Below are 20,488 nucleotides of genomic sequence, written 5' to 3' on the forward strand. Positions count from 1 at the left end.
CGCTGAAGAAAAAATTGCCGGGTGTGTTTGACGGCATAAGCGGCTTAACCTCAGACAGACCATGGTAACCTCTGGATATACCCTTAAAGTTATGCAGGGTGTGGGGGTGTTTAGGTTTTTTTGACCGAATAAAGGTGTCTGAGCGAAGCGAGTTCTTTTTCGGCCAAAAAAACCTAAACACCCCCGCGCCACCCCCAAAACTCCCAGGCTAAACCCAACCACACCCCATGCTTCCAATAGAACACATACTCCCAGAGCTAAAACAAACCCTGAACCAAGGCACCACAGCCTTACTGCAGGCCCCGCCGGGTGCCGGTAAAACGACAAGGGTCCCGCTGGCTCTGTTGGACGCCCCCTGGCGGGACAACCGGAAGATCCTGATGCTGGAGCCCAGGCGGCTGGCGGCGCGGTCGGCGGCACGGTATATGGCGAAGCAGCTTGGGGAAGCGCCGGGGCAGACGGTGGGGTATCGGACTCGCCTGGATACCAAAGTGTCAGGCAGCACCAGGATTGAGGTGGTGACCGAGGGCATTCTGACGCGCCTGATTCAGAACGACCCGATGTTGGAAGACTATGCCGCTGTGCTGTTTGATGAGTTTCACGAGCGCTCCTTGCAAGCTGATCTGGGATTGGCGCTGGTGCGGGAAAGCCAGCAGGCCCTGCGGGAAGACCTGCGATTGCTGGTGATGTCGGCCACCCTGGATACCGCGCCCATTGCCCGGGTGCTGGGGAATGTACCTGTAATCACCAGCGAGGGACGGGCGTTTCCGGTGGAGGTGTTGTACCGGCCCCTGCCCCGCAATGCCCGGATGGTGGACCAGATAGTGGCGGCGGTTCATGAGGCCTTGGGCGCACAGACCGGTTCCATGCTGGTATTTCTGCCCGGGGCCGGGGAGATTCGCCGGGTGGCGCAGCAGCTGGCGGGTCAGTTGCCGGATAACGTGGTGCTGGCGCCGTTGTATGGCAATCTCAAAGCTGAAGAACAGGATCGGGCGATTTCGCCGGCACAGGACGGTACCCGCAAGATTGTGCTGGCCACAGCGATTGCCGAGACCAGTCTGACCATTGAAGGCGTGCGGGTAGTGGTTGATGCCGGCCAGCAGCGCCGGGCAGTGTTTGATCCTAACAGCGGTATGACGCGCCTGGTGACCGGGCGGGTATCGAAGGCGTCTGCGGAGCAGCGCAAGGGCCGGGCCGGTCGTGTTGAGCCGGGGGTGTGTTACCGGCTTTGGAGTGAGTCGGAGCAGTTCGGGTTGGCGGACTACACGCCGCCGGAAATCCAGCAAGCCGACCTGGCGCCGCTGGTGCTGGAACTGGCCCAGTGGGGGGCCCGTTCCCCGGAGCAGGTGGTGTGGATTGATACACCACCAAAAGCGCACTGGCAGCAGGCGGTGGCGTTATTGCAGTGGCTGGATCTGCTGGATGCCGAGGGCGCCATCACCGACCACGGCAAGGCGGCCCGGGAGCTGGGTCTGCACCCGCGCCTGGCCCATATGGTGATCAAAGGCCGTGCTCTGGGGCTGGGCCAGCTGGCGGCAGAGCTGGCCGCGCTGCTGGAGGAGCGGGATTTGCTCGGGCCAGGCTCAGGCGCTGATTTGCCTGAACGGATTCGGGTGCTGCGGGGGGAGCGCGGTCATCGCGGCCTGGACACCGCACGGTTGCAGGCGGTTCGGCAGGCGGCAAAGCGACTGTGCCGTGGCCAGCTGGCTCAGGATCTACCCTCGGAAACCGACGTTGGGCGGGTGTTGGCCCGGGCCTATCCGGACCGTATTGCCCGCCGCCGCTCAGGGGCCATGCCTCGGTATCAGTTGAGCAACGGCAAGGGTGCGGTGTTGCGGGAGGACGATCCCCTGGCCAGGCAGGACTGGCTGGTGGCGGCGGAACTGGATGGCAAGGCCCGGGAAGCAACCATCTATCTGGCGGCACCGGTCGACCTCGCAGACCTGGAGCAGGACTTGTCTAACCATATTGAAGAACGTGAGGAAGCCGTGTGGGACGACAAACGCGGCACCATCGTAGCCCGTCGGGTCCGCAAGCTCGGGGCACTGGTGCTGGCGGAGAAACCGCTGAATCAGGTGGCCCCGGAACTGGTTCAGCAGGGCCTGCTGGACGCGGTGCGCCGTAAAGGTCTGGACAGCTTGCCCTGGAGCGATGCAGCACGCCAGTGGGTTGCCCGGGTGAGATTACTGGCCGGCCAGTTTCCCGGTGACTGGCCGGAGATCAGCGACCAGTCCTTGCTGGACACCCTGGAGACCTGGTTAGCGCCGTTTATGGCGGGCATGAAGCGCTGGTCTGACCTGGCCGGCATCAACCTGGTTCAGGCCCTGAACGCCCTGCTGGATTACCCGCAACAGCAGCGACTGGAAGTACTGGCCCCGAAAGCCCTGACCATTCCCACCGGCCAAAATGTCACCCTGGATTACAGCGTGGAAAACGGCCCTGTGCTGGCGGCCAAGCTGCAGGCGTTGTTTGGCTGGACCGAAACGCCGAAAGTGGCAGGTGGTCGGGTGCCGGTGGTGATTCACCTTTTGTCACCGGCCCAGCGGCCTTTAGCGGTCACTGCCGACCTGGCCAGTTTCTGGCAAAACGCCTATCCCGAGGTGCGCAAGGACATGCGTGGCCGCTATCCCAAACACCCCTGGCCCGACGACCCACTCACCGCCCAGGCCCAGCAGGGAACGAAAAAACGCCCTGCTCGCTGACCCGCCCGGTCACCAGGCTGTCAGGCACCGGTTCGAAGTAGATATTGCGCACGGTTATGCCCGTCTCTGCGGGCCCCTGCAGTTCATCCGCGGGCATTTCCTCAAGGTGGATGCTCTCAACGGTTTCCGGGCTGTCCCGGAAAGTGTCCGCCAATACCCAGAACGGCGTTCCCGCATGCCGCGCGGCCAGGGCTACAAGCAGCGTGCCGCTCTTATTGATAAAGTGATGGTCCGCCAGCCAGCAGTCGCAGCCGGTGAACACAAGGTCTGCTCTCGGCATAAACAGACCGACCTGGGCATCGGTAATCAGTGTGACCGGAACCCCTTGGTGGGCCAGCGCTGTGGCCAGGCCGTGGCCCTCGAAACCGGGGCTGCTTTGGGTGCAGATCACCGAAAACTCCACGCCATCCCGGGCCAGTTCGGTCAGACACTGCAGCACCACAGAACTGGCGCTGTGGGTCAGGATGGTGTTGCCGTGTTGTACAAGTGCGCGGGCGTGGGCGATCAGCTGGCTGGTGGCTGATTCGAGCTCGATGATTAATGCCTGAATGGCGCTATCAGCTGACTGTAGATTCTCAGCCAGTACTCGTTGCAGGCGGTCGACACTGTTGCCAATCACCACCATGCTCGGTCGGGCTTTGGACAGGGAAGTCAGCAACGGCTCAAGGCCCTGTATTGCCGTCGGTTGTTCAGCGACGTAGCGGTGCAGCTGGCGCAGAGTCGTCAGCGCCAGTTGACTGGCGCCCGAGTGGGTATCCTCTTCAACCTGCTGTAACAGTGCCTGCGCTTGTGGATCAAGAACGGCCATCGCCACTAACCTGTGTTCACCGGGTGAGTAGCCTTCAGGTTAGCAGCGATGGAGAACCGGAACAGCAATCCGTTATTTGATCACTTCCCGACTGACTTCAAGGTACTTCTGCCCGTGCTTTTTAACAGCGTTGCCATCAGCGTGCTCGGAGGCAACGTGAACTTCTTCCAGCACATCCGCCAGTTCGCGCAGTTCTTCATTGATCTTGCCCAGGGCGTTTTCCAGGGTATAGGTCAATTCGTGGACCTCGTTCATGGCCTCAGGGGTCATGTCTCCGGCCAATACCTTTTCCAACTTATTGTTGTATTCCGAGAAGTTGCTAACCGCTTGTTCCAGGGTGTCAGAGGGCTTGCCCTTGAAGTGCTCGACGTCACTGGCGTGGGCGTTGGCGCCGAATGCAAAGGCGGCGCAGGTGAGGGTGGCAAACATCAGGTTTTTGGTCATGGGCAGCTCCTTTTGTGTTAATGCAAAGTATTATCATTTATATTCGCTCTGTCCATGACGCCGGTCAATTATTTTTCCTGAGGTAGCTTGTCCGGAACCGGATTCTGTATAAAATGCGCGCAACCTATCTGGAGTGCCGCTGACACCATGCACCTGGTTTCCTTTGATATCTTCCGTACCCTTGGCTTTCCTGACACCACAGTACTCAAGCCGGAGCAGTTCCTTCGACACAAGGACCTGCTGCGAGACGCCGACTGGGTGCTGTTCCCGGAATACTGGCAACTGAACGCCCTGGTCCATGGGCTCAAGTGCCGCGTGTTTCCAAGCGAGGCCAGCTACCGCATTGGTCATGACAAGGTGGAGATGACCCGTGCGTTCCAGACCGTAGCGCCGGAACACACCCCCTGGACGTTGATCGAAGCCAACGGCCCCCAGGAGCGGGATCTGATCTGGGACACCATGGCCCTGCCCTTTGTGGCTAAGCTGCCCAAGGCCAGTATGGGCGAAGGAGTGTGGCTGATTGAAAACCGGGACGACTGGCGCCAGTACTGCGAACGTACCCACGTACTTTATGCTCAGGAATACTTGCCTATCGACCGCGATGTGCGGGTTGTGGTGGTGGGTGACCGGGTGCTGACGGCCTATTGGCGAACCCAGGCGGAACAGGGCTTCTACAACAACGTGGCCCGGGGTGGGAAAATTGATACCAGCGAGGTGCCAGGGGTGGTCACCGAATTGGCCCTGCGGTTGGCGAGAGAGTTGGGAGTAGACCACGCCGGCTTTGATATAGCGCTGGTTGACGGCTACCCCTACGTTCTGGAATTCAACCGGCTGTTTGGCAACCAGGGGCTCGGCCAGGGCAGCGATCTAAAAGAGGCCATTCTGGATTATCTGAACAGGCAGAGCTGCCCCCAGGATCCGGACGGGCCGACAGAGCCGACGCCGCTTTGGCCGGTGGCGGTGTGATACAGAATTCTCTGCCAGAGGTCCGGTTTCCGTTGCCGGATTTATGGGTATATATGCGCATTTGCGGTGGTCAGAAAAAAGCCTGATGATCGCGACTATTCACGGGTAACACGGCGAGGCTGTGCTACCCTTTTTTTATGCCCGTTTACCCTGTGGAGGGACACACCACCCATGAATCTGAACCCCAACGCTGACATCGCCGATTATTACAGCGCCGAGACCTTCAAGCGGATCAAGGACTTTGCCGACGGCAAGGAAACCCCGTTTGTGGTCATCGACACCCAGACCATTGACCGTCAGTACGAGGAGCTGGTGGAAGGGTTCCCGTACGCCAAGGTTTACTATGCGGTTAAAGCCAACCCGGCGCCGCAGATTCTGACCATGCTGCGGGACAAGGGTGCCTGTTTCGATATCGCATCGGTGTATGAGCTGGACAAGGTGATGGGCCTGGGTGTGACCGGTGATCGCATCAGCTATGGCAACACCATCAAGAAGGCGAAGGACATTCGCACCTTCTACGAGAAGGGCGTGCGCCTGTTTGCCACTGACTCCGAAGCCGACCTGCGCAACATCGCGAAAGCGGCGCCGGGCTCAAAAGTGTATGTGCGCATTCTGACCGAAGGCACCCTGACCGCAGACTGGCCGTTGTCCCGCAAGTTTGGCTGCCAGACGGATATGGCCATGGACCTGCTGATCCTGGCTCGCGATCTGGGCCTGGTGCCTTACGGCGTGTCATTCCACGTGGGTTCCCAGCAGCGGGAAATCGGCGCCTGGGATGCCGCCTTGAACAAAGTGAAGGTGATTTTTGAGCGCCTGAAGGAAGAAGACGGCATTGAGCTGAAGATGATCAACATGGGCGGTGGTTTTCCGGCCAACTACATCACCCGCACCAATGAGCTGGCGGTGTATGCAGAGGAAATTGCCCGTTTTCTGCGGGAAGATTTTGGTGACGATCTGCCGGAGATCATCATTGAGCCGGGCCGTTCGCTGATCTCCAACGCCGGTGTGTTAGTGAGTGAGGTGGTGCTGATTTCCCGGAAGTCCCGTACCGCGTTGCACCGATGGGTGTTTACCGATGTGGGTAAGTTCTCGGGGCTGATCGAGACGCTGGATGAGTCGATCAAGTTTCCGATCTGGACTGAGAAGACCGGTGAGGGCGAGGACTGTGTGATTGCGGGGCCGACTTGTGACAGTGCCGATATCATGTATGAGCACCACAAGTACCCGTTGCCTTTGAATCTGGCGATTGGTGACCGGATGTACTGGCTGTCGACCGGGGCTTATACCACCACTTACAGTGCGGTGGAGTTTAATGGCTTTCCTCCGTTGAAGGACTACTACATCTGAGTTTGGGAGTCTGGCCGCGGAGCGGGGAGGTCTTTTCCTCTGGAAAAAACAACTCGCTTCGCTCAGACATCTTTTTTCCGGCGGAAAAGACCTCCCCGCCCCACGGCCTGTCGGGTCGGTTCGGGAAGTCTTATTTTGCTACTGTTTTGTGGGTCGCTTTGGCGGCCCTTTTTTATTTCTGCAGGGCCTTTTGGCGCTGTTCTTTGTTTTCGGCCTTGGTTTGCGGGCTGTCGGGTTGGGCCTCTTTGAGGTCGTCCGGTTCGGGCAGCGGATCTCTTGGCGGGTAAATCAGCGCCACGGGGTTTTCAGCGACCACCTGGAACCAGGCTTTGATCAGTTTCGGGAAGCTGGATATCCGGGTGTTTCTGGCTCTGAGCGCCACGTTCAGGGCCAGGGTGAAGCTGACGATGAGGTTGACGCCGCCGATCAGCAGGGCGAACAGGGTGAACAGGGCGAAGTCGCTGGCGCCGGGGATGAACACGGACATGGCGTAGCCGACGTCGGCGGAGGAGAAGGCGACGTGGCGGATGTCGATGGGCAGGGCCAGGAGGTAGCCGATGTAGCCGGTGACGCCGAGCAGCACGCCGAACACGAAGTTGCTCATCAGGGCGCCGTAGTGTTCAGCCACGTAGGCGCCGAAGCGGGCGCGGGTTTCCGGCGGCATCAGGGGGCGCAGCAGGGGGTGTTGTTCCAGGCGTTCGGCCAGGTTCAGGTAGGCGGCGCGGTTGTCGAAGTAGCCGGCCACCAGGCCTGAGAAGAACAGCCAGACACCGGCGATGGCGGCGTACATCAAGGCCAGGCTTTGCCAGGGGTGGATGCCGGTGAGCATGTAATCGTAGCGTTCGGTACTGATCAGCGGAACGCCTTGCACATGGCTGTATAACGAGCCAACGGCGAAAGCCACAGACAGGGCGACGGCGACGTTGCCCATGATGGCGACGAATTGGGTGCGGCCAACCCGGACCAGCAGTTCTGCCAGTTTGCGGGCGTTGGCGCGGCCCTGCTCGCCCTGCTCGACTTTTTCGGCGATGCTGGCGGCAGTCATGGCGGGCTGTTTGGTGGCCACGGTGCAGTGCAGCATGTGGATGATCATGAAGCCGATGCCGTAGTTCAGGCTGACCCAGAGGGTTTCCCAGCCCTTGGTCAGGTCCAGTTGGAGGATCTGGATCTTGATCAGTGCCATGAAGGCGATGATAAACCCGCCTCCGGCGCCGGAGGCCAGCATGGCCAGGTATTCTTTACGGCTGCCGGCAATGTAGTGTTCGCCGTGGTCGCTGGCGTTCTCGGTGACGCTGCGGGACATCAGCCTCAGGTTGGCGCGCCACAAGGCTCTGACGCCGTGGCGTTCGGCGCTGGCCTGGACCAGGGTCTTGAACAGTTCCACGGATCGGTTAAGTCGCTTCACCGGGTCTGCCGGGTCCAGAATATCCAGCAGGTGTTCAATCCGGTCCAGGGTCTGGTGCAGCCGCTCCAGCAGGTGGGTCAGCGCCATGGTAGAGCCGGCGGTGACGGATTTGCGTTGCAGTCGGTCAATCTCTTCACGGCATTGTTCAATCAGTACCCGGGCGTGGGCATCGTCCAGCTCAACGGATTCCTTTTCTTGCAGGGCATGCCCCCAGGATTGCACCAGCGCGGCAATTTCCCGCTGAAGGGCCACGAAGGCGGATTCCCGGTCGATGATCTTCGGGTTCAAGCGCAGGATGTTGGGTTCGAGTTCTTCGGCGGCGACCCAGATGGACATCATCTCCAGGGCGTTGAGCATCTGGCTGTAAATGCGGTTCCGGGTGCGTTCCAGAGCCGAGGGTGAAAAGTGCCACAGGGTGGTCAACAGGCGGATCAGAGCCTCATCGGGGATGCGGTGAATCCATTCGGCGTCGTCTTTGCGGTGGAACACCACAAACAACACGTTCTTGACGTTGTTGCGGTCTTTGGGGGCCGGGTTGATCCGCTCGTACAGGCGCTCGCCGATTTCTTTCAGGAAGCCGCGGCGGGAATAGAGCCCCAGGCCAGACAACAACTGGAAAAACTGGGCCTGGTCGAGCCATTCCTGCAGCCGGCCAGACACTGCCAGGTGTACGTCCAGGTTCTCGGTCAGGGCACCTTCCAGTTGCTTCATGCGGTCAACGGCGTTGTGGACGGTTTCGCCCCGTTGCGGGCGAATCCAGTCCACCACCAGGCTGAGTGTTTTCAGAGCGCTGGTGTCTTCATCCGCGAGCTGGTTAATCAGGGTGGCCAGTTTCAACACAGAGTCCTTGCTTGAGCATGGGGCTTAACGGCTTCCATACGATGTTTGTTTGCTGACAGATGATACTCAGGCCGGTCGACGGCGCAGATCCAGGGTAAAGGCTATGGGTAACACCAGCAGGCTGTACACTACCATCACCATGATGGCGTGGCGTATATCCCCGCTCCAGTCGGCAATCAGACCGCCGATCATGGGGACCGAAAACGCCAGGGTATAACCCACCAGAAACGTGCCGGCCGACAACCTCCCGGTTTCCTCCGAGCGTACCAGCAGTGGTGGCAGCGCAACCAGCAGAATCAGCAGGATACCGGCAACAAAACTCATCAGGGTGGCGCTGAATATGGCTGGCCACCCCTCAAGGACAATGGTGCCGCTGGTGCCGACAATACTGAGCACCGCCATCAAGATGATCATGCTGCGCTTACCTACCCAGAATCGGGCCATCTTGAGCATCAGCAGCGAGGCCACCACTTGCGCAAAGTTATACCAGAAAAGCGCGTCTGCCAGCTTCTCAAAATGCCCCTGCTGTGCCAGCAGGTTCCCCATGTAGGCGTTAAGGCCAAAAAACATGGAGCCGGACAAGCCCAACAGCAGGCCAATACGCAGGGTCAGCGGGTTTTTCCAGTCTGGCAGCCAGGCGCTGCGGCGCACCGGCCGTGCCAGGTCCCGCTTGGGCAGAAACAGGGCTGCGGCAACCAGAAGTGCCGGTAACGACCACGCCAGTAGCGTGGCGCGCCAGCTGTTATCCAGCAATGGCATGAGCACCGGTAATGTGATGCCGGCACCAATGAATTCGCCCATCAACATGCCGTTCATGTAGATGGCAGAGCCGATGGCCAGGTGATGGGGCGCCAGCCAGCGTGGCAGCAAAGCCGGTAATGCCGGTTGCATCATGGCGACGCCGAGCCCCATGACCGCGCTGGCGACCATCAGCGTGGTAGTGTCCGGCACCAGGCCGCGACCTGCGGAGCCGATCACCATGATCACCATGGCCATGGCCAGGGTATTCCTGGGGCCGATGCGGGAAATGGCCAGGGAGCCAGGCATGGCGCCAATGGCCAGCATCAGGATGGGTAAAGTGGTGAGGGCGCCGGTCAGGGCCTGGGTAAGGCCTAGTTCATCTGAAATAAATGGCGCCAGTGGCGGTGCCACCAGTACCGGAATTCTCAGGTAAACACCGGCCAGCCAAAGCAGCACCGCCACCGGCAGCAGCCTGGCTGGCGATGGCGGTGCAGTTGTTGCCGAGGGGGTTGTCACGACCAGCGGGTTCAGTCTTCGCTGGTGTCGGGCAGGTAGGCGCCGTCTTCGTCGTGTACTTCGCGGCCGGTGACCGGAGGATTGAAGGCACAGATCAGGCGCATGTCTTCGGTGCCACCGTAAAGGGTATGCTGGTCGTGCTTGTCGAGTGCATACAGGGTGCCATCGGTGATCTCGTGGGTTTCGCCAGTGGCCTTATCCAGGATTTTGCCGTTACCGGCAACGCAGTAAACCGCTTCCAGGTGATGCTTGTACCAGAGGTTCAACTCAGCACCGGCGGGAATAATGGTTTCGTGGAACGAGAAACCCATGCCGTCTTTTTTCAGCAGCATGCGGCGGCTGGTCCAGCCTGGGCCGGTGACTTCGCGCTCGGTACCGATAATGTCTTGCACTCGTACAATTTTCATTCGCATTCCTCATTGTGTGATGGAATAGCCGTACAGTATAAACATGCCGGTTAAGGCCGATTCAACCGCCAATCGTCGTAAACCATCATGGCATGCTCAATGGCGGTTGCCAGAATCTGTCGTTGCGGGTGGCCGAGAGATTTTTGCTTGCGACAACGGTCGAAGGCTTTCTGGATCTCCCGGCGACTGTGTTTATCGAGCCGCTCCAGCCAGTGCTGATCGGCTGGTTCCAGCTCCAGCAGGTCCCGTCCGGCGTGGTTCCGGTGGCTGATGTGCCACCAGTGATCTACTGCCCTGCCCAATACAACATAGCCGAACTGGCTGTCCTGTACGGGGCCGAACGTGGCGCTTTTCAAACCGTCTTTCAGGGGGCCGATGTTCAGTGCCGGGAGCAGCAGCCGGTCACCGTAAAAGTAGCTGCCGGCGGCACCGATCAGCCCACCCACCAGGGCTCCGGTGCCAAGGGAGGTGCCGAAGGTCGCGGCGTCAATGCCGGCACCCCCGACCGCACCCGCACCAAAGCCGGCCCCGGCCAGATACTTCTTGCTGACCGCCCAGTGTTTCCGGGTGTCTTCGGAGAACAGGTCGTGCTGGTTGGCCCATTCCAGCTCTGCCTCCTGGCGCTGGATACGTTGATGCTGGTACAGGTGTTCAATGTTCACCCGCAGGGTCTGTTCGCGCTGGCGCTGATGCCGATACCAGCGGTCCCGCAGGGTTTCAGCCAGGGAAGCATCACTGATGCTGGCCACTTGATCCAGGGTGAGTGTGCGCTTCTCCTGATAGGCCATCATGTCTTCCAGGGCTCGCGCGATCAGGCCGGCGGCCTGGTGGCGGCGCTGTTGTCGTTGCTGGGCCAGCAGGTCGGTGGCCCGGGCGAGGGTCTGCTCCCAGTCCGGTTCAAGCTGTCCGAAGGCTTTGAGCAGGCTGAGATGCTGCTCGAATGGGGCGCGAACCGCGTCGAACTTGCGGACAACCTGAAAGAACTGGCCGAGTGCGGCCTGCCAGGTATCGCTGTAGTCGTCATCACCGATGCTGTTGATCAGGGCCAGGCTTGGCCGGCCAGTCCAGCGCAGGATGGTCATTTCCGCCTCGTGCTCGGTACTGTAGGGCACGGAACCATCCACCACGTAAATGATGCCGGCGCCTTCGATAACGGGTGTCAGCAATTCGCATTCATCCACGTAGCGATCATCGCCCTGGTGCTGGAGCACGAACGCCCGGACGGTTTCCGGATGGTCGGAGGCCGACAGGCTGTGGGCTTCCAACCACTGCAGTACCCGCCGGGGTCGCTGGAAGCCGGGGGTGTCGACCAGGGTGTACAGCTGCTGGCCATCAACACTGAGCGGGTAGGCCTGTCGGGCCCGGGTGGTGCCCGGTTCCAGGGCGATGGCGATGGCGTCGTTCTGTGACAGGGTGGCCACCACACTGGACTTGCCTTTGTTGGGGTGGCCGACCACCGCGAAAACCGGCTGCTGGTTCATGGGCTTTCGGTTCCGGTCTGGTAGGGGTTATCCGGCACGGACGGCAGCACGGTGACCTGGGCAAAGCCCGCCGGTAGGCGCTCGGTAAATCGCAACCAGGGTTGGATCAAGTGGTCGGCTGGTGCGCGGTTGGCGTCGGAGGCCAGCGGTAGCACCAGTACACGGGTATTCCCTGGCCACTGCTCCCGGGCATGGTCCAGGAAGTCGTGCAGCTCGCCGGTGGGGGGTTCCCAGCTGCGGGTAACCACCATAACGCTGGGTTCCGGGCTCTCTGCCAGGGCCTGCGTCAGGGTTGCCAGCACCCGGTCATCCTCTTCCAGAGAGGCGCGCCCCCCGGCCTTTAGGATCTGGGTCTGGTTACCAAGTAGTTGTTGCGGTAACTCCGGCTCACCGGCACCGGCCCAACAGACAATATGGTCCGTGTCTGATAGTTCGACGGTCTGGGCCCGGGTGGTGGTGTCGGGGAGATCGTCGGCATCGTTATGCTGATTGCCGGTGTCCAGGGTCGGGGTTTCCATACGCCAGGCCAGTGCCTGCATGCCGGGATGCTGCTGCAGAACCCGGCGGGCCTTGTGGGTGATAAGCCAGTGGCTGAAAGCCAGAAGCACCAAGCGGGGCACCAATACCCACGTTAGCCAAAGCATGACGACAAATGGCCACCATTGGCCCCATTGCGCCGGAGCTGTGCCGGGGCTGTCCGGCGCCGCCCGGAAAAACCGCGTGGCCTCGACCAGTTCCTGGGACGGCACAGCCGCCGGCCACAGCCAGCCCCAGGGGGTGGCAAGCGCCTGCACCAGTGTGTGATACCCGCCGGCGGCCGTGTCGAGTGTGGTGCTCCAGCCAAAGGCCAGGTCTTGAATCAGAAGCAACACCAGCAGGGTCAGTAGCCCGGTGGTGGCGAACGCGGTGCCGCCGGCGTGGGCGGCACGGGCCATCAACAGCGGTTGCAATTGTGCCAGGGTTTGCCCCGGCAGTTGCGGCTGCAACCGCCGTTGCAACCAACCCCAGGGCTGCCAGCCGGCAACCGCCTGGACGGTGGTTGCGGTAGCCAGAAACAGCTGCAGCAGCACAAAGGCCAGGAACACCGTGATGTTGATGCGCTGGCCGCCATCGTAGAACAGCAGGCCGGCCATGGTAATCACCCCAAACAGTGCCCCGGCTGCGATAAAACCACGCTGAATCCGTTGCCACTGCAACTCGAGCTTGTGGTTCGCCTGGCTTGCCCTGCCGGGGCCGCTGAGTCGCTGCATGTGTGCCAGCCAGGCCGTTGCGTCGGGGCGAATGCCCTGCTGTTCGCAGTCCAGTGCAAAACGCCGGTCCCGGCGGTGCAGAAAGGCGGGGGCTTGCTCCCTGTCGCGCTGGATGCGGTCATCAAACTCCAGCAGCAGACGAAGGGGGTGGTGGCTCATGCAGAATCCTGTTGCATTCGGTCGGTTATACTTTCCTGCTAGGATATAGCCAACAACGCCCGTTAAGCCAGCCGGAACGCCCTATGCCCCACCACCTGATGAACCTGCGTAACGTACCCGACGACGAGGCCGACGATATCCGCGCCCTGTTCGAAGAGCATGAGGTGCGCTATTACGAAACACCACCCAGCCGCTGGGGCATCAGCATGGGCGGTTTCTGGGTGCATGACGATGACGAGGCGGAGCGCGCCCGGGCGCTGTTGGATGACTACCAGGCCCGCCGCCTGCAAGCCCAGCGCGAAGACTACCTGGCCCGTTGCCAGCGTGGTGAAACCGGGCTCTGGTATCAGTTTCGACGCCGGCCGGTCACCTTCCTGGCGGCACTCATCGCCATTGTCGTTATTCTCGGGTTGAGCCTGTTACCGTTCATTCGCCTGGGCTGATTGCGGCCCGGCGCCCTGGCGAGCCAGGAACCGGGCCGCCTGATCGACCGCATTGCCGGCGGTCAGAAAGCTGGTGACATGGCCCCGCAGGCGCATCCGGTAGATCTCGCGATACACCCCCTGGGCATCCAGGGCCTCGGCAAAACGCTCAGCCTGACTGAACGGAACCAGCATATCCATGGTGCCGTGAAACAGGAAAAATGGCGGTGTTGCTGCGCTCACATGGGTCACCGGAGACGCCCGTTGGTAACGATCGGGTTGTTCTTCCAATTCAGCCCCCAGAAGCTGACGCAATAGCCGGCCAGAGCCAAAGGCGGGCAAGTCCGCTGGAAGCCCGCCGGCCACCGCTGCCTGTAAGGCCGTGTCCGGTCCGCCATGGGGGGTGTTCAGATCGCTGTCTGTGCTGGCGACAGTCGCTAGCAGGGCCACTAGGTGAGCGCCCGAGGAGAAGCCGAAGCCAGTGACCCGGGAGGTGTCCAGGCCATAGCGGCCGGCATTCCGGTTCAGCCAGTGGCGGGCGATCTGCAGGTCGTGCAGCTGTGCCGGAAACGTGAAGTCCGGGGCGAACCGGTAATCCACGTTGAGCACGGCGAATCCCTGGCTGGCCAGGGACTCCGCCACCCAGGTCATATCGCTTCGGGAGCGACGCTCCCAACCACCACCATGAACCATCAGAACTACCGGGGCAGGATCAGTGCGCTCAGGCACGTAGAGATCGGCGTACAGCGGCTCTGGCCAGGTATCCGGTGAATATCGTAGCGAGGAATGAACGGTGAACCCGGTTTCCGGCAGGGTAACGGAGTGTGATGGCGTTGGCTGGTGGCTGGCGCAACCTGTCAGGAACAGGGCGGACATGGCCATGATGGCACTGATATACCTGACATTACGAACGATCACTCCCTGCCTCCTTAAGGCTTGCCAATTAACCCGATGATACGAGCTGCCGCTGAAGATGGATGTCGATGGGGGCATGTGTCCGGATCGCAGGACGCTGTCTGAAAAGCCGGACACTTCTGAAAAGGCCGCACTGCCGGGGATCGAAGGTGATTTGAGCCTGTGCATGTCCGGAAATCCGGAAGCTTTCACCTGTTGAACCTGTGTTATTTGAAATTAAATCAATAAAAACAGATGGTTGGGTTGTTGGCACAGGATCCGCAAGGGCACTTTCGCCTCTTATGAGGTGATTTCAAAAACAACAAACAAGGAACGATCATGAAACCCATAACACTCTGTGCCCTGATCGGGGCCTGCGGGTTGTTGCTGACTGCCTGCAACGACCGCAACCCCGCCTTCAATCAGTTGCCCGACTTCATCCAGGGCGACGTTCTTCAGCACGATTACGATGGCATTACCGACGATCTTCTGACCGCAGGCCTGGGGGCAGATGGATTGGCGTCTGCCACCGCTCCGGCGTTCGCCGACCCCCTCAACCCGACAGCCCGAGAGCGTCGCCGACTGGCTATTTACAACAATTACCGGGCGTTGGTAGATACTGCCCCGGGTGGCGGCTACGGTGAGCTGTTCGGCCCACACGTGGGGGTGGCGGGTGATGGCCAGGTGCCCGGTGAGGAATTCCTGGCGCTGATGTCCGTGCCCGGTAGCCCGGTGCCGGTGACCGTGATGGTGCAGGTGCCGGCTAGCTTCAACGTTGATGCGCCCTGTATGGTAACCGCTCCTTCGTCCGGTTCCCGCGGAGTCTATGGTGCAATCGGTACGGCCGGTGAATGGGGGTTAAAGAAGCAGTGTGCCGTGGTGTACACCGATAAAGGCACCGGCACCGGTGCCCACAACCTGGCGAACAATCAGGCCCAGACCCTCGATGGCGACCTGACCGATCAGGATGTGCCAGTGCTGTTTCGGGCACCGCTCACCGACACCCAGCGCGGCGACTTCAACGCCCAGTGGCCGGACCGATTCGCCTGGAAGCATGCCCATTCCCGGGCCAATCCGGAGGCGGACTGGGGCCGGCATGTACTGCAGTCCGTTGAGTTTGGTTTCTACGTACTGAACGAAAAGTTTGGGCGCCTGCTGCCGAACGGTAAGCGACTGAAAACCATTAAGCCGGACAATACCCTGGTCATTGCCTCCAGTGTTTCCAATGGCGGCGGTGCCTCGATACAGGCAGCAGAGCAGGATCAGCAGGGGCTGATCGACGGAGTTGCGGTGTCTGAACCCAACGTCAATCCGGTAGTGGATCGCAGCTTCAGCATTCGCCAGGGAGAGGGGCCCGAGATCACCGAACACAGTCGCAGCCTGCTGGATTACACCACTGCCCTGGCGGTGTACCAGGGGTGTGCAAATCAGGCCCCGGCCATTCGCGACCTGGCACCGTTGAACGGTGCATTCAATCCTCCGGCCATTGGCCAGAACATCTGCCAATCACTGGCCAATAAAGGCCTGGTGTCCGGCGCCACGGTGGATGACCAGGCAACCGATGCCCTGCGGATCCTCAATGAGGAATTTGCCATTCAGCCAGAACAGAACCTGCTGGCGCCGCTGCATTTCGGACTGGCCGTCGCCCAGAGCATTTCCATGACCTACGCCAATGCCTACAGCCGCAGCGGTGTGGAAGATCGCCTCTGCGACCTCAGCCTGGCCGCCACTGACGGTAGCGGGGCTGTCATACCCCTGGCTCCGGCGGCGGAGGCGGCACTGTTCTCGGCCAGTAATGGCATACCCCCATCAGCCGGTGTCAACATTGTGTACGATCAGGCGGAAGGGCAGCCCACCAACCTTGCCGCCAGTGTGTCTCCCAGCTCCAGCCTGCCGGACTACGGCCTGGATGCCCTGTTGTGCCTGCGTGCCCTTGCGCAAGGCACGCACCCGGAAACCGGTGCCGAGCTGACCGGTGATGCAGCGGCGCTGGCGGATGCGGTCGCCTCGGGTATTGCTGAGGTGCGGGCAACCGGAAACCTTCGGGGTAAACCTGCGGTGTTTGTGACCGGGCGCGCCGATGCAATATTGCCCATCAATCACACCTCACGGCCCTATGTGGGGCTCAACCGGCAGGTGGAAGGCAGCGGCAGCGGACTGCGCTATTACGAAATCCTCAACGCCCACCACCTTGATGTGCTCAACGGATTTCCCGGTGTCGGAGATCGTTATGTCCCCCTTCACCATTACTACTTCCAGGCGCTGGATTTGATGTGGGCCCATCTCACCGAAGGCCAGCCATTACCGCCAAGCCAGGTGGTTCGGGCCGTTCCGAGGGGCGACCTGGCGAATCCGCTGACGGAAGCCAACCTCCCGCCAGTGCTGCCGGTACCGGCGGACGCCGACCGGATTATCCATACCGGAAGCCAGCTTCGAATACCGGAGTAGGGCGAGTTTGGTCGGTTTCTGAAAGACAGGATATTTCGATTTGCCCCCGGACCGGGGGCTTTCTATACTTCCGTGACTGCGTCCGGAAATCCGGACGCCCAGGGTTGCCCCATGAACCAATTCCGGCCCGTGAGTACGCGGTACATGACCGAGCTGTTTACCGATAAAAACAAGAGTGGTCTGACAAGAGACCTGATAGAAGCGCTGTTTCCCATGTTTGAGGAAGCCAGTGCCGGTGCCATTGCCGTGGACCGGCATACCCGGATTACCTGGATTAACAGCAGCTATTCCCACCTGCTGGGCCTTGGCGACCCAGCCCAGGCAATCGGCAAACCGGTGCGCCAGGTGATACCCCAAACCCGAATGCCGGAGGTGGTGGAAACCGGCAAACCCCTGCTGTTGGACATCATGGAACACAACCAGCAGCAGTTGGTGGTTACCCGGCTGCCCTATTACGACCAGCAGGGTGAAATCGAGGGGGCGGTTGCCTTCGTCCTTTATGATGACCTGCAACCACTGACGCCACTGGTATCAAAATACCGTCGCCTGCACCGTGATCTCGCCGCCGCCCGCAAGGCGCTGGCGAAGAAGGCCCGGGGCACCCGTTACAGCCTTGGGGACTTTGTTGGTGGCAGTCCCGCTGCCCTGGAAGTCAAACGGCGTGCCCGTCTGGCCGCTGGCCGGGACATGCCAGTGCTGCTGCTGGGAGAAACCGGTACCGGCAAGGAGGTTCTGGCCCAGGCGATCCACGCGGTATCGCCCCGGGCCGACAAACCCTTCGTTGGGGTGAACGTGGCGGCCATTCCGGAAAATCTGCTGGAAGCGGAGTTTTTTGGTGTGGCGCCGGGTGCCTATACCGGAGCTGACCGGCGTACCCGTGATGGCAAGTTTCAACTGGCCAACGGGGGCACCCTGTTCCTGGACGAAGTGGGCGACATGCCGCTGCCGTTGCAGGCGAAACTGCTGCGGGCCCTCCAGGAGGGGGAAATCGAACCCCTGGGTTCAAACAAGGTGGCCAATGTGGATGTTCGGGTCATCGCGGCAACCAGCCGGAATCTGGAATCGATGATTGCTGAGGGCAGTTTTCGGTCAGACCTCTATTACCGCCTGAACGTGCTGGAAATCAACATACCGCCGCTACGGGACCGCTTGGCGGATCTCGGGGTGCTGTGCGAGGCGCTGCTGGGTGAAATCTGCGAGGGCCAGGGGCTGCGGGGGGAAATTACCGATGCCGGGGTGGCGGCTCTTGGCAGCTATGACTGGCCGGGCAATATCCGGGAATTGCGCAACGTGCTGGAGCGGGCGTTGACCATGAGTGAGGATGGCGACCTGCTGGATGCCGATGCCATCTTCAAGGTATTGCCGAGGGCGAGCCAGCGCACTTTGCCGGCCATGGCGCCCAGGCCGGTGCGGCCGCTCGCCCAGACCCTGGCCGAGGCGGAGGCCCAGGCCATCGAGCAGGCGCTGCTGGCCTGCCGGGGTAACCGTACCAAGGCCGCCCGTCTGCTGGGCATTTCCCGGTCGGTTTTCTATGAAAAACTGGCGAAGCTGTCCTGAATCCAAGACATATGTCCTGTTTTTAGGACACTTCACTCCGACCAAGGTCTTGAAGTGTCCGGTCAGCCAGACGCTCCGATGTTTCTGGAATATGGGGAAAAATCATAATTAATTGATAAATAAAGACTTTGTTTGGATGGCACGGTGTCTGCTACAGCCTGAATGCAGGACGTCAGAACAACGCTCGAAAACAACACTGGCGCACATTCGTTGGACCCGAACCGGTCAGTCGCGGTTTCGTGCGTTGTCTGATTCAACTCAGACCAGCCTTTCGGCACCAAGACCGAAAGGTGGATGACAACAACAAGAAGGATCCATTTCATGTCGATCAAGCAAAAGCTCTCGCGTCTTACCTATGGTATTACCGCTGCGGCTGTGATTTCCGGCAGCCTGATCAGCAGCGATGCCCTGGCATCGGAACGAGTCCGTTGGCAGGTGCCCCTGGCATTCCCGTCGCATCTGATTGGCCTGACTACCCCGGTCAAACACCTGACTGAGAACCTGAAAGCGGTTTCTGGCGGCAATATCCAGCTTCGTTACTATGAGCCGGGCGAGCTGGTACCCCCGTTTGAAATCATGGAATCCGTCAGCACAGGCAAGTACCCCGCCGGTTACACCTGGGTGGGTTACGATCAGGGTACTATTCCCGCGTTGCCGTTGTACTCTGGCGCCCCCTTCAACATGGAACCCCCTGCCTACCTGGCCTGGTATTACCAGGGTGAGGGCCGCGAGTTACTTGAAGAAATCTACGCCAAACGCAACATCCACCCCATGCTCTGTTCGATCATTGGCCCCGAGGGTGCCGGTTGGTTCGCCAAGCCGATCGAAAGCCTGGATGACATTGATGGCCTGAGAATCCGCTTTGCCGGCATCGGTGGCAAGGTACTGGAAAAGCTGGGTGCATCAGTCACCATGATTCCGGGCGGTGAGCTGTATCAGGCCCTGGAGCGCAAGACCATCGATGCCACCGAGTTCTCCCAGCCAGCCATCGACAAGATGCTGGGCCTGGACCAGATCATCAAGAACTACATCATGCCGGGTTGGCACCAGACTCTGACCACTTCTCACCTGCTGGTGAACAAGGACGTCTGGAACAAGCTCAAGCCTGAAACCCGCGCCGTGATCGAAATGGGCTGCGAATCGGCAACCCTGAAAGGCTTCGCCGAAAGTGAATGGGCCCAGCCCACCGCCCTGCGGGATTACGAGAAGGAAGGCGTAAACGCCCAGACTCTGCCGGAGCCGGTACTGCGTGAGCTGCAGAAAGTCACCAACGAAGTACTGGACGAGATCGCAGCCGGAGACGAAATGTTCCGTCGCGTTCTGACCAGCCAGCGTGAGTTTATGGAACACCACTCCATCTGGCACTCCAAGGGCTACCTGCCCCGGGACTTCTATCAGTACGACTGATACCAAGGCCTGAACCTGTGGATGCCGGCGTTGCCGGCATCCACCCCGAATTTTCCCTGATTATGTCGAGGTGATTGTGACTCACGAGCACGAATCCCCCAAGGCGCCCGTGCCTGCTCAGGCGGGGTCTGGCCTGCCCTACAACCGGTTGTCCTGGTGGCTGGACCGGTTTGTGGCTGGCGTTGGCAAGCTCAGTTCCTGGCTATGGATTGCCGTGCTGGTGGTGGTGCTGGCCAACGTGTTCAGCCGTTTCATTCTCAATGCCGGATCGATCTGGCTTGAGGAGTTGTCCTGGCACTTCTTCGGTGCCGCCATGATGCTCACCCTGGGCTTTGCGGTGGTGAAAGACGATCACGTTCGGGTGGACGTGTTGCGGGAACGGTTTTCCCTGAAATGGCAGGCGAGAATAGAGCTGGCGGCCATCTTGTTACTGGCGCTGCCCATCGTCTACCTGATGGTGGAAACGCTGATTCCCTACGCCTACAGCTCTTATGTGTACAACGAGCGTTCCCAGGCCCCTAGCGGCCTGCCCTATCGCTTCATCTTCAAGAGCGTGCTGCCCATCGGCATGACCCTGGTGGGCATTGCCCTGGCTTCCCGGGCCCTGCGTTGCTGCACGCTGCTGTTCCGTTTTCCCCGCGAGATTGCCACGCCCGAGGGCTATGGCAACGGCGAACACCCGCATCCGTAACGA

At 60.6% G+C, this 20,488-nt stretch carries 16 protein-coding genes; 8 read left to right on the plus strand and 8 right to left on the minus strand.

The features are described from left to right. Nucleotides 1–227 precede the first annotated feature (227 nt). On the plus strand, nucleotides 228–2,702 hold the full coding sequence (gene hrpB, locus ACNSOI_RS00355) for an ATP-dependent helicase HrpB (RefSeq protein WP_420194882.1): 2,475 nt from the start codon (nucleotides 228–230) through the stop codon (nucleotides 2,700–2,702). On the opposite strand, the gene ACNSOI_RS00360 is transcribed toward hrpB, so the two are convergent. Further along, nucleotides 2,656–3,510, minus strand: coding sequence for a translation initiation factor eIF-2B (locus tag ACNSOI_RS00360; protein ID WP_420194883.1), 855 nt, complete (start codon nucleotides 3,508–3,510; stop codon nucleotides 2,656–2,658). The genes hrpB and ACNSOI_RS00360 overlap by 47 nt on opposite strands. Before the next feature lie 72 nt (nucleotides 3,511–3,582). Continuing rightward, complete coding sequence (locus ACNSOI_RS00365) at nucleotides 3,583–3,954, minus strand: DUF6746 family protein (RefSeq protein ID WP_420194884.1); 372 nt, start codon at nucleotides 3,952–3,954, stop codon at nucleotides 3,583–3,585. Nucleotides 3,955–4,101: 147 nt separating this feature from the next. Here ACNSOI_RS00365 and ACNSOI_RS00370 point away from each other — a divergent pair, with 147 nt between their 5' ends. Further along, nucleotides 4,102–4,920 carry an ATP-grasp domain-containing protein gene (locus ACNSOI_RS00370; RefSeq protein ID WP_420194885.1) on the plus strand — a complete coding sequence of 273 codons (819 nt, stop codon included), beginning with the start codon at nucleotides 4,102–4,104 and terminating at the stop codon, nucleotides 4,918–4,920. A 171-nt stretch (nucleotides 4,921–5,091) separates the two neighbouring features. After that, entirely contained in the window at nucleotides 5,092–6,267 is a 1,176-nt protein-coding gene (locus tag ACNSOI_RS00375; RefSeq protein ID WP_061331369.1) for a type III PLP-dependent enzyme, read from the plus strand. A 172-nt stretch (nucleotides 6,268–6,439) separates the two neighbouring features. Here ACNSOI_RS00375 and ACNSOI_RS00380 read toward each other — a convergent pair whose 3' ends face one another. The 5 genes from ACNSOI_RS00380 to ACNSOI_RS00400 form a co-directional block, all read right to left on the minus strand. Beyond that, the gene (locus ACNSOI_RS00380; RefSeq protein ID WP_138437354.1) at nucleotides 6,440–8,509 is read right to left on the minus strand and encodes a site-specific recombinase; all 2,070 of its coding nucleotides are present in this window, start codon (nucleotides 8,507–8,509) and stop codon (nucleotides 6,440–6,442) included. A gap of 69 nt (nucleotides 8,510–8,578) precedes the next feature. Then, complete coding sequence (locus ACNSOI_RS00385; protein WP_420194886.1) at nucleotides 8,579–9,769, minus strand: CynX/NimT family MFS transporter; 1,191 nt, start codon at nucleotides 9,767–9,769, stop codon at nucleotides 8,579–8,581. Nucleotides 9,770–9,780: 11 nt separating this feature from the next. Beyond that, nucleotides 9,781–10,176: an ectoine synthase gene (locus tag ACNSOI_RS00390; protein WP_008176749.1), complete on the minus strand. Its 396-nt coding sequence runs from the start codon at nucleotides 10,174–10,176 to the stop codon at nucleotides 9,781–9,783. A gap of 50 nt (nucleotides 10,177–10,226) precedes the next feature. Next, nucleotides 10,227–11,657, minus strand: coding sequence for a GTPase/DUF3482 domain-containing protein (locus ACNSOI_RS00395; protein WP_138437352.1), 1,431 nt, complete (start codon nucleotides 11,655–11,657; stop codon nucleotides 10,227–10,229). Then, a complete protein-coding gene (locus tag ACNSOI_RS00400; protein WP_420194887.1) occupies nucleotides 11,654–13,066 on the minus strand; it encodes a DUF2868 domain-containing protein in 1,413 nt (470 codons plus the stop codon). The genes ACNSOI_RS00395 and ACNSOI_RS00400 overlap by 4 nt, the downstream gene beginning before the upstream one ends. A gap of 83 nt (nucleotides 13,067–13,149) precedes the next feature. Here ACNSOI_RS00400 and ACNSOI_RS00405 point away from each other — a divergent pair, with 83 nt between their 5' ends. Next, a complete protein-coding gene (locus ACNSOI_RS00405; protein WP_420194888.1) occupies nucleotides 13,150–13,509 on the plus strand; it encodes a DUF6164 family protein in 360 nt (119 codons plus the stop codon). Here ACNSOI_RS00405 and ACNSOI_RS00410 read toward each other — a convergent pair. Beyond that, nucleotides 13,486–14,406, minus strand: a complete 921-nt coding sequence (locus tag ACNSOI_RS00410; protein ID WP_420194889.1) for an alpha/beta hydrolase fold domain-containing protein — start codon at nucleotides 14,404–14,406, stop codon at nucleotides 13,486–13,488. The genes ACNSOI_RS00405 and ACNSOI_RS00410 overlap by 24 nt on opposite strands. Nucleotides 14,407–14,721: 315 nt before the next feature. On the opposite strand from ACNSOI_RS00410, the gene ACNSOI_RS00415 reads away from it, so the two are divergent. The 4 genes from ACNSOI_RS00415 to ACNSOI_RS00430 all read left to right on the plus strand — a co-directional run bounded on the left by ACNSOI_RS00415 (nucleotide 14,722) and on the right by ACNSOI_RS00430 (nucleotide 20,485). Then, nucleotides 14,722–16,830: a 3-hydroxybutyrate oligomer hydrolase family protein gene (locus ACNSOI_RS00415; RefSeq protein ID WP_420194890.1), complete on the plus strand. Its 2,109-nt coding sequence runs from the start codon at nucleotides 14,722–14,724 to the stop codon at nucleotides 16,828–16,830. A 144-nt stretch (nucleotides 16,831–16,974) separates the two neighbouring features. Beyond that, the gene (locus ACNSOI_RS00420; protein ID WP_286252890.1) at nucleotides 16,975–18,387 is read left to right on the plus strand and encodes a sigma-54 interaction domain-containing protein; all 1,413 of its coding nucleotides are present in this window, start codon (nucleotides 16,975–16,977) and stop codon (nucleotides 18,385–18,387) included. A gap of 321 nt (nucleotides 18,388–18,708) precedes the next feature. Continuing rightward, nucleotides 18,709–19,794, plus strand: a complete 1,086-nt coding sequence (locus tag ACNSOI_RS00425; protein ID WP_061331363.1) for a TRAP transporter substrate-binding protein — start codon at nucleotides 18,709–18,711, stop codon at nucleotides 19,792–19,794. A 76-nt stretch (nucleotides 19,795–19,870) separates the two neighbouring features. Next, nucleotides 19,871–20,485: a TRAP transporter small permease subunit gene (locus ACNSOI_RS00430; protein WP_197463808.1), complete on the plus strand. Its 615-nt coding sequence runs from the start codon at nucleotides 19,871–19,873 to the stop codon at nucleotides 20,483–20,485. Nucleotides 20,486–20,488 lie beyond the last annotated feature (3 nt).

It is taken from the genome of Marinobacter sp. GH_1 (genome assembly GCF_048595985.1).
In the GTDB taxonomy this organism is placed as follows: Bacteria; Pseudomonadota; Gammaproteobacteria; order Pseudomonadales; family Oleiphilaceae; genus Marinobacter; species Marinobacter shengliensis.

Excerpts from the sequence above, each read along its gene's own strand:
- hrpB (WP_420194882.1), top strand. The coding sequence starts at position 228 with ATGCTTCCAATAGAACACATACTCCCAGAGCTAAAACAAACCCTGAAC.
- ACNSOI_RS00360 (WP_420194883.1), bottom strand. The coding sequence starts at position 3,510 with ATGGCCGTTCTTGATCCACAAGCGCAGGCACTGTTACAGCAGGTTGAA.
- ACNSOI_RS00365 (WP_420194884.1), bottom strand. The coding sequence starts at position 3,954 with ATGACCAAAAACCTGATGTTTGCCACCCTCACCTGCGCCGCCTTTGCA.
- ACNSOI_RS00370 (WP_420194885.1), top strand. The coding sequence starts at position 4,102 with ATGCACCTGGTTTCCTTTGATATCTTCCGTACCCTTGGCTTTCCTGAC.
- ACNSOI_RS00375 (WP_061331369.1), top strand. The coding sequence starts at position 5,092 with ATGAATCTGAACCCCAACGCTGACATCGCCGATTATTACAGCGCCGAG.
- ACNSOI_RS00390 (WP_008176749.1), bottom strand. The coding sequence starts at position 10,176 with ATGAAAATTGTACGAGTGCAAGACATTATCGGTACCGAGCGCGAAGTC.
- ACNSOI_RS00395 (WP_138437352.1), bottom strand. The coding sequence starts at position 11,657 with ATGAACCAGCAGCCGGTTTTCGCGGTGGTCGGCCACCCCAACAAAGGC.
- ACNSOI_RS00400 (WP_420194887.1), bottom strand. The coding sequence starts at position 13,066 with ATGAGCCACCACCCCCTTCGTCTGCTGCTGGAGTTTGATGACCGCATC.
- ACNSOI_RS00405 (WP_420194888.1), top strand. The coding sequence starts at position 13,150 with ATGCCCCACCACCTGATGAACCTGCGTAACGTACCCGACGACGAGGCC.
- ACNSOI_RS00415 (WP_420194890.1), top strand. The coding sequence starts at position 14,722 with ATGAAACCCATAACACTCTGTGCCCTGATCGGGGCCTGCGGGTTGTTG.
- ACNSOI_RS00420 (WP_286252890.1), top strand. The coding sequence starts at position 16,975 with ATGACCGAGCTGTTTACCGATAAAAACAAGAGTGGTCTGACAAGAGAC.
- ACNSOI_RS00425 (WP_061331363.1), top strand. The coding sequence starts at position 18,709 with ATGTCGATCAAGCAAAAGCTCTCGCGTCTTACCTATGGTATTACCGCT.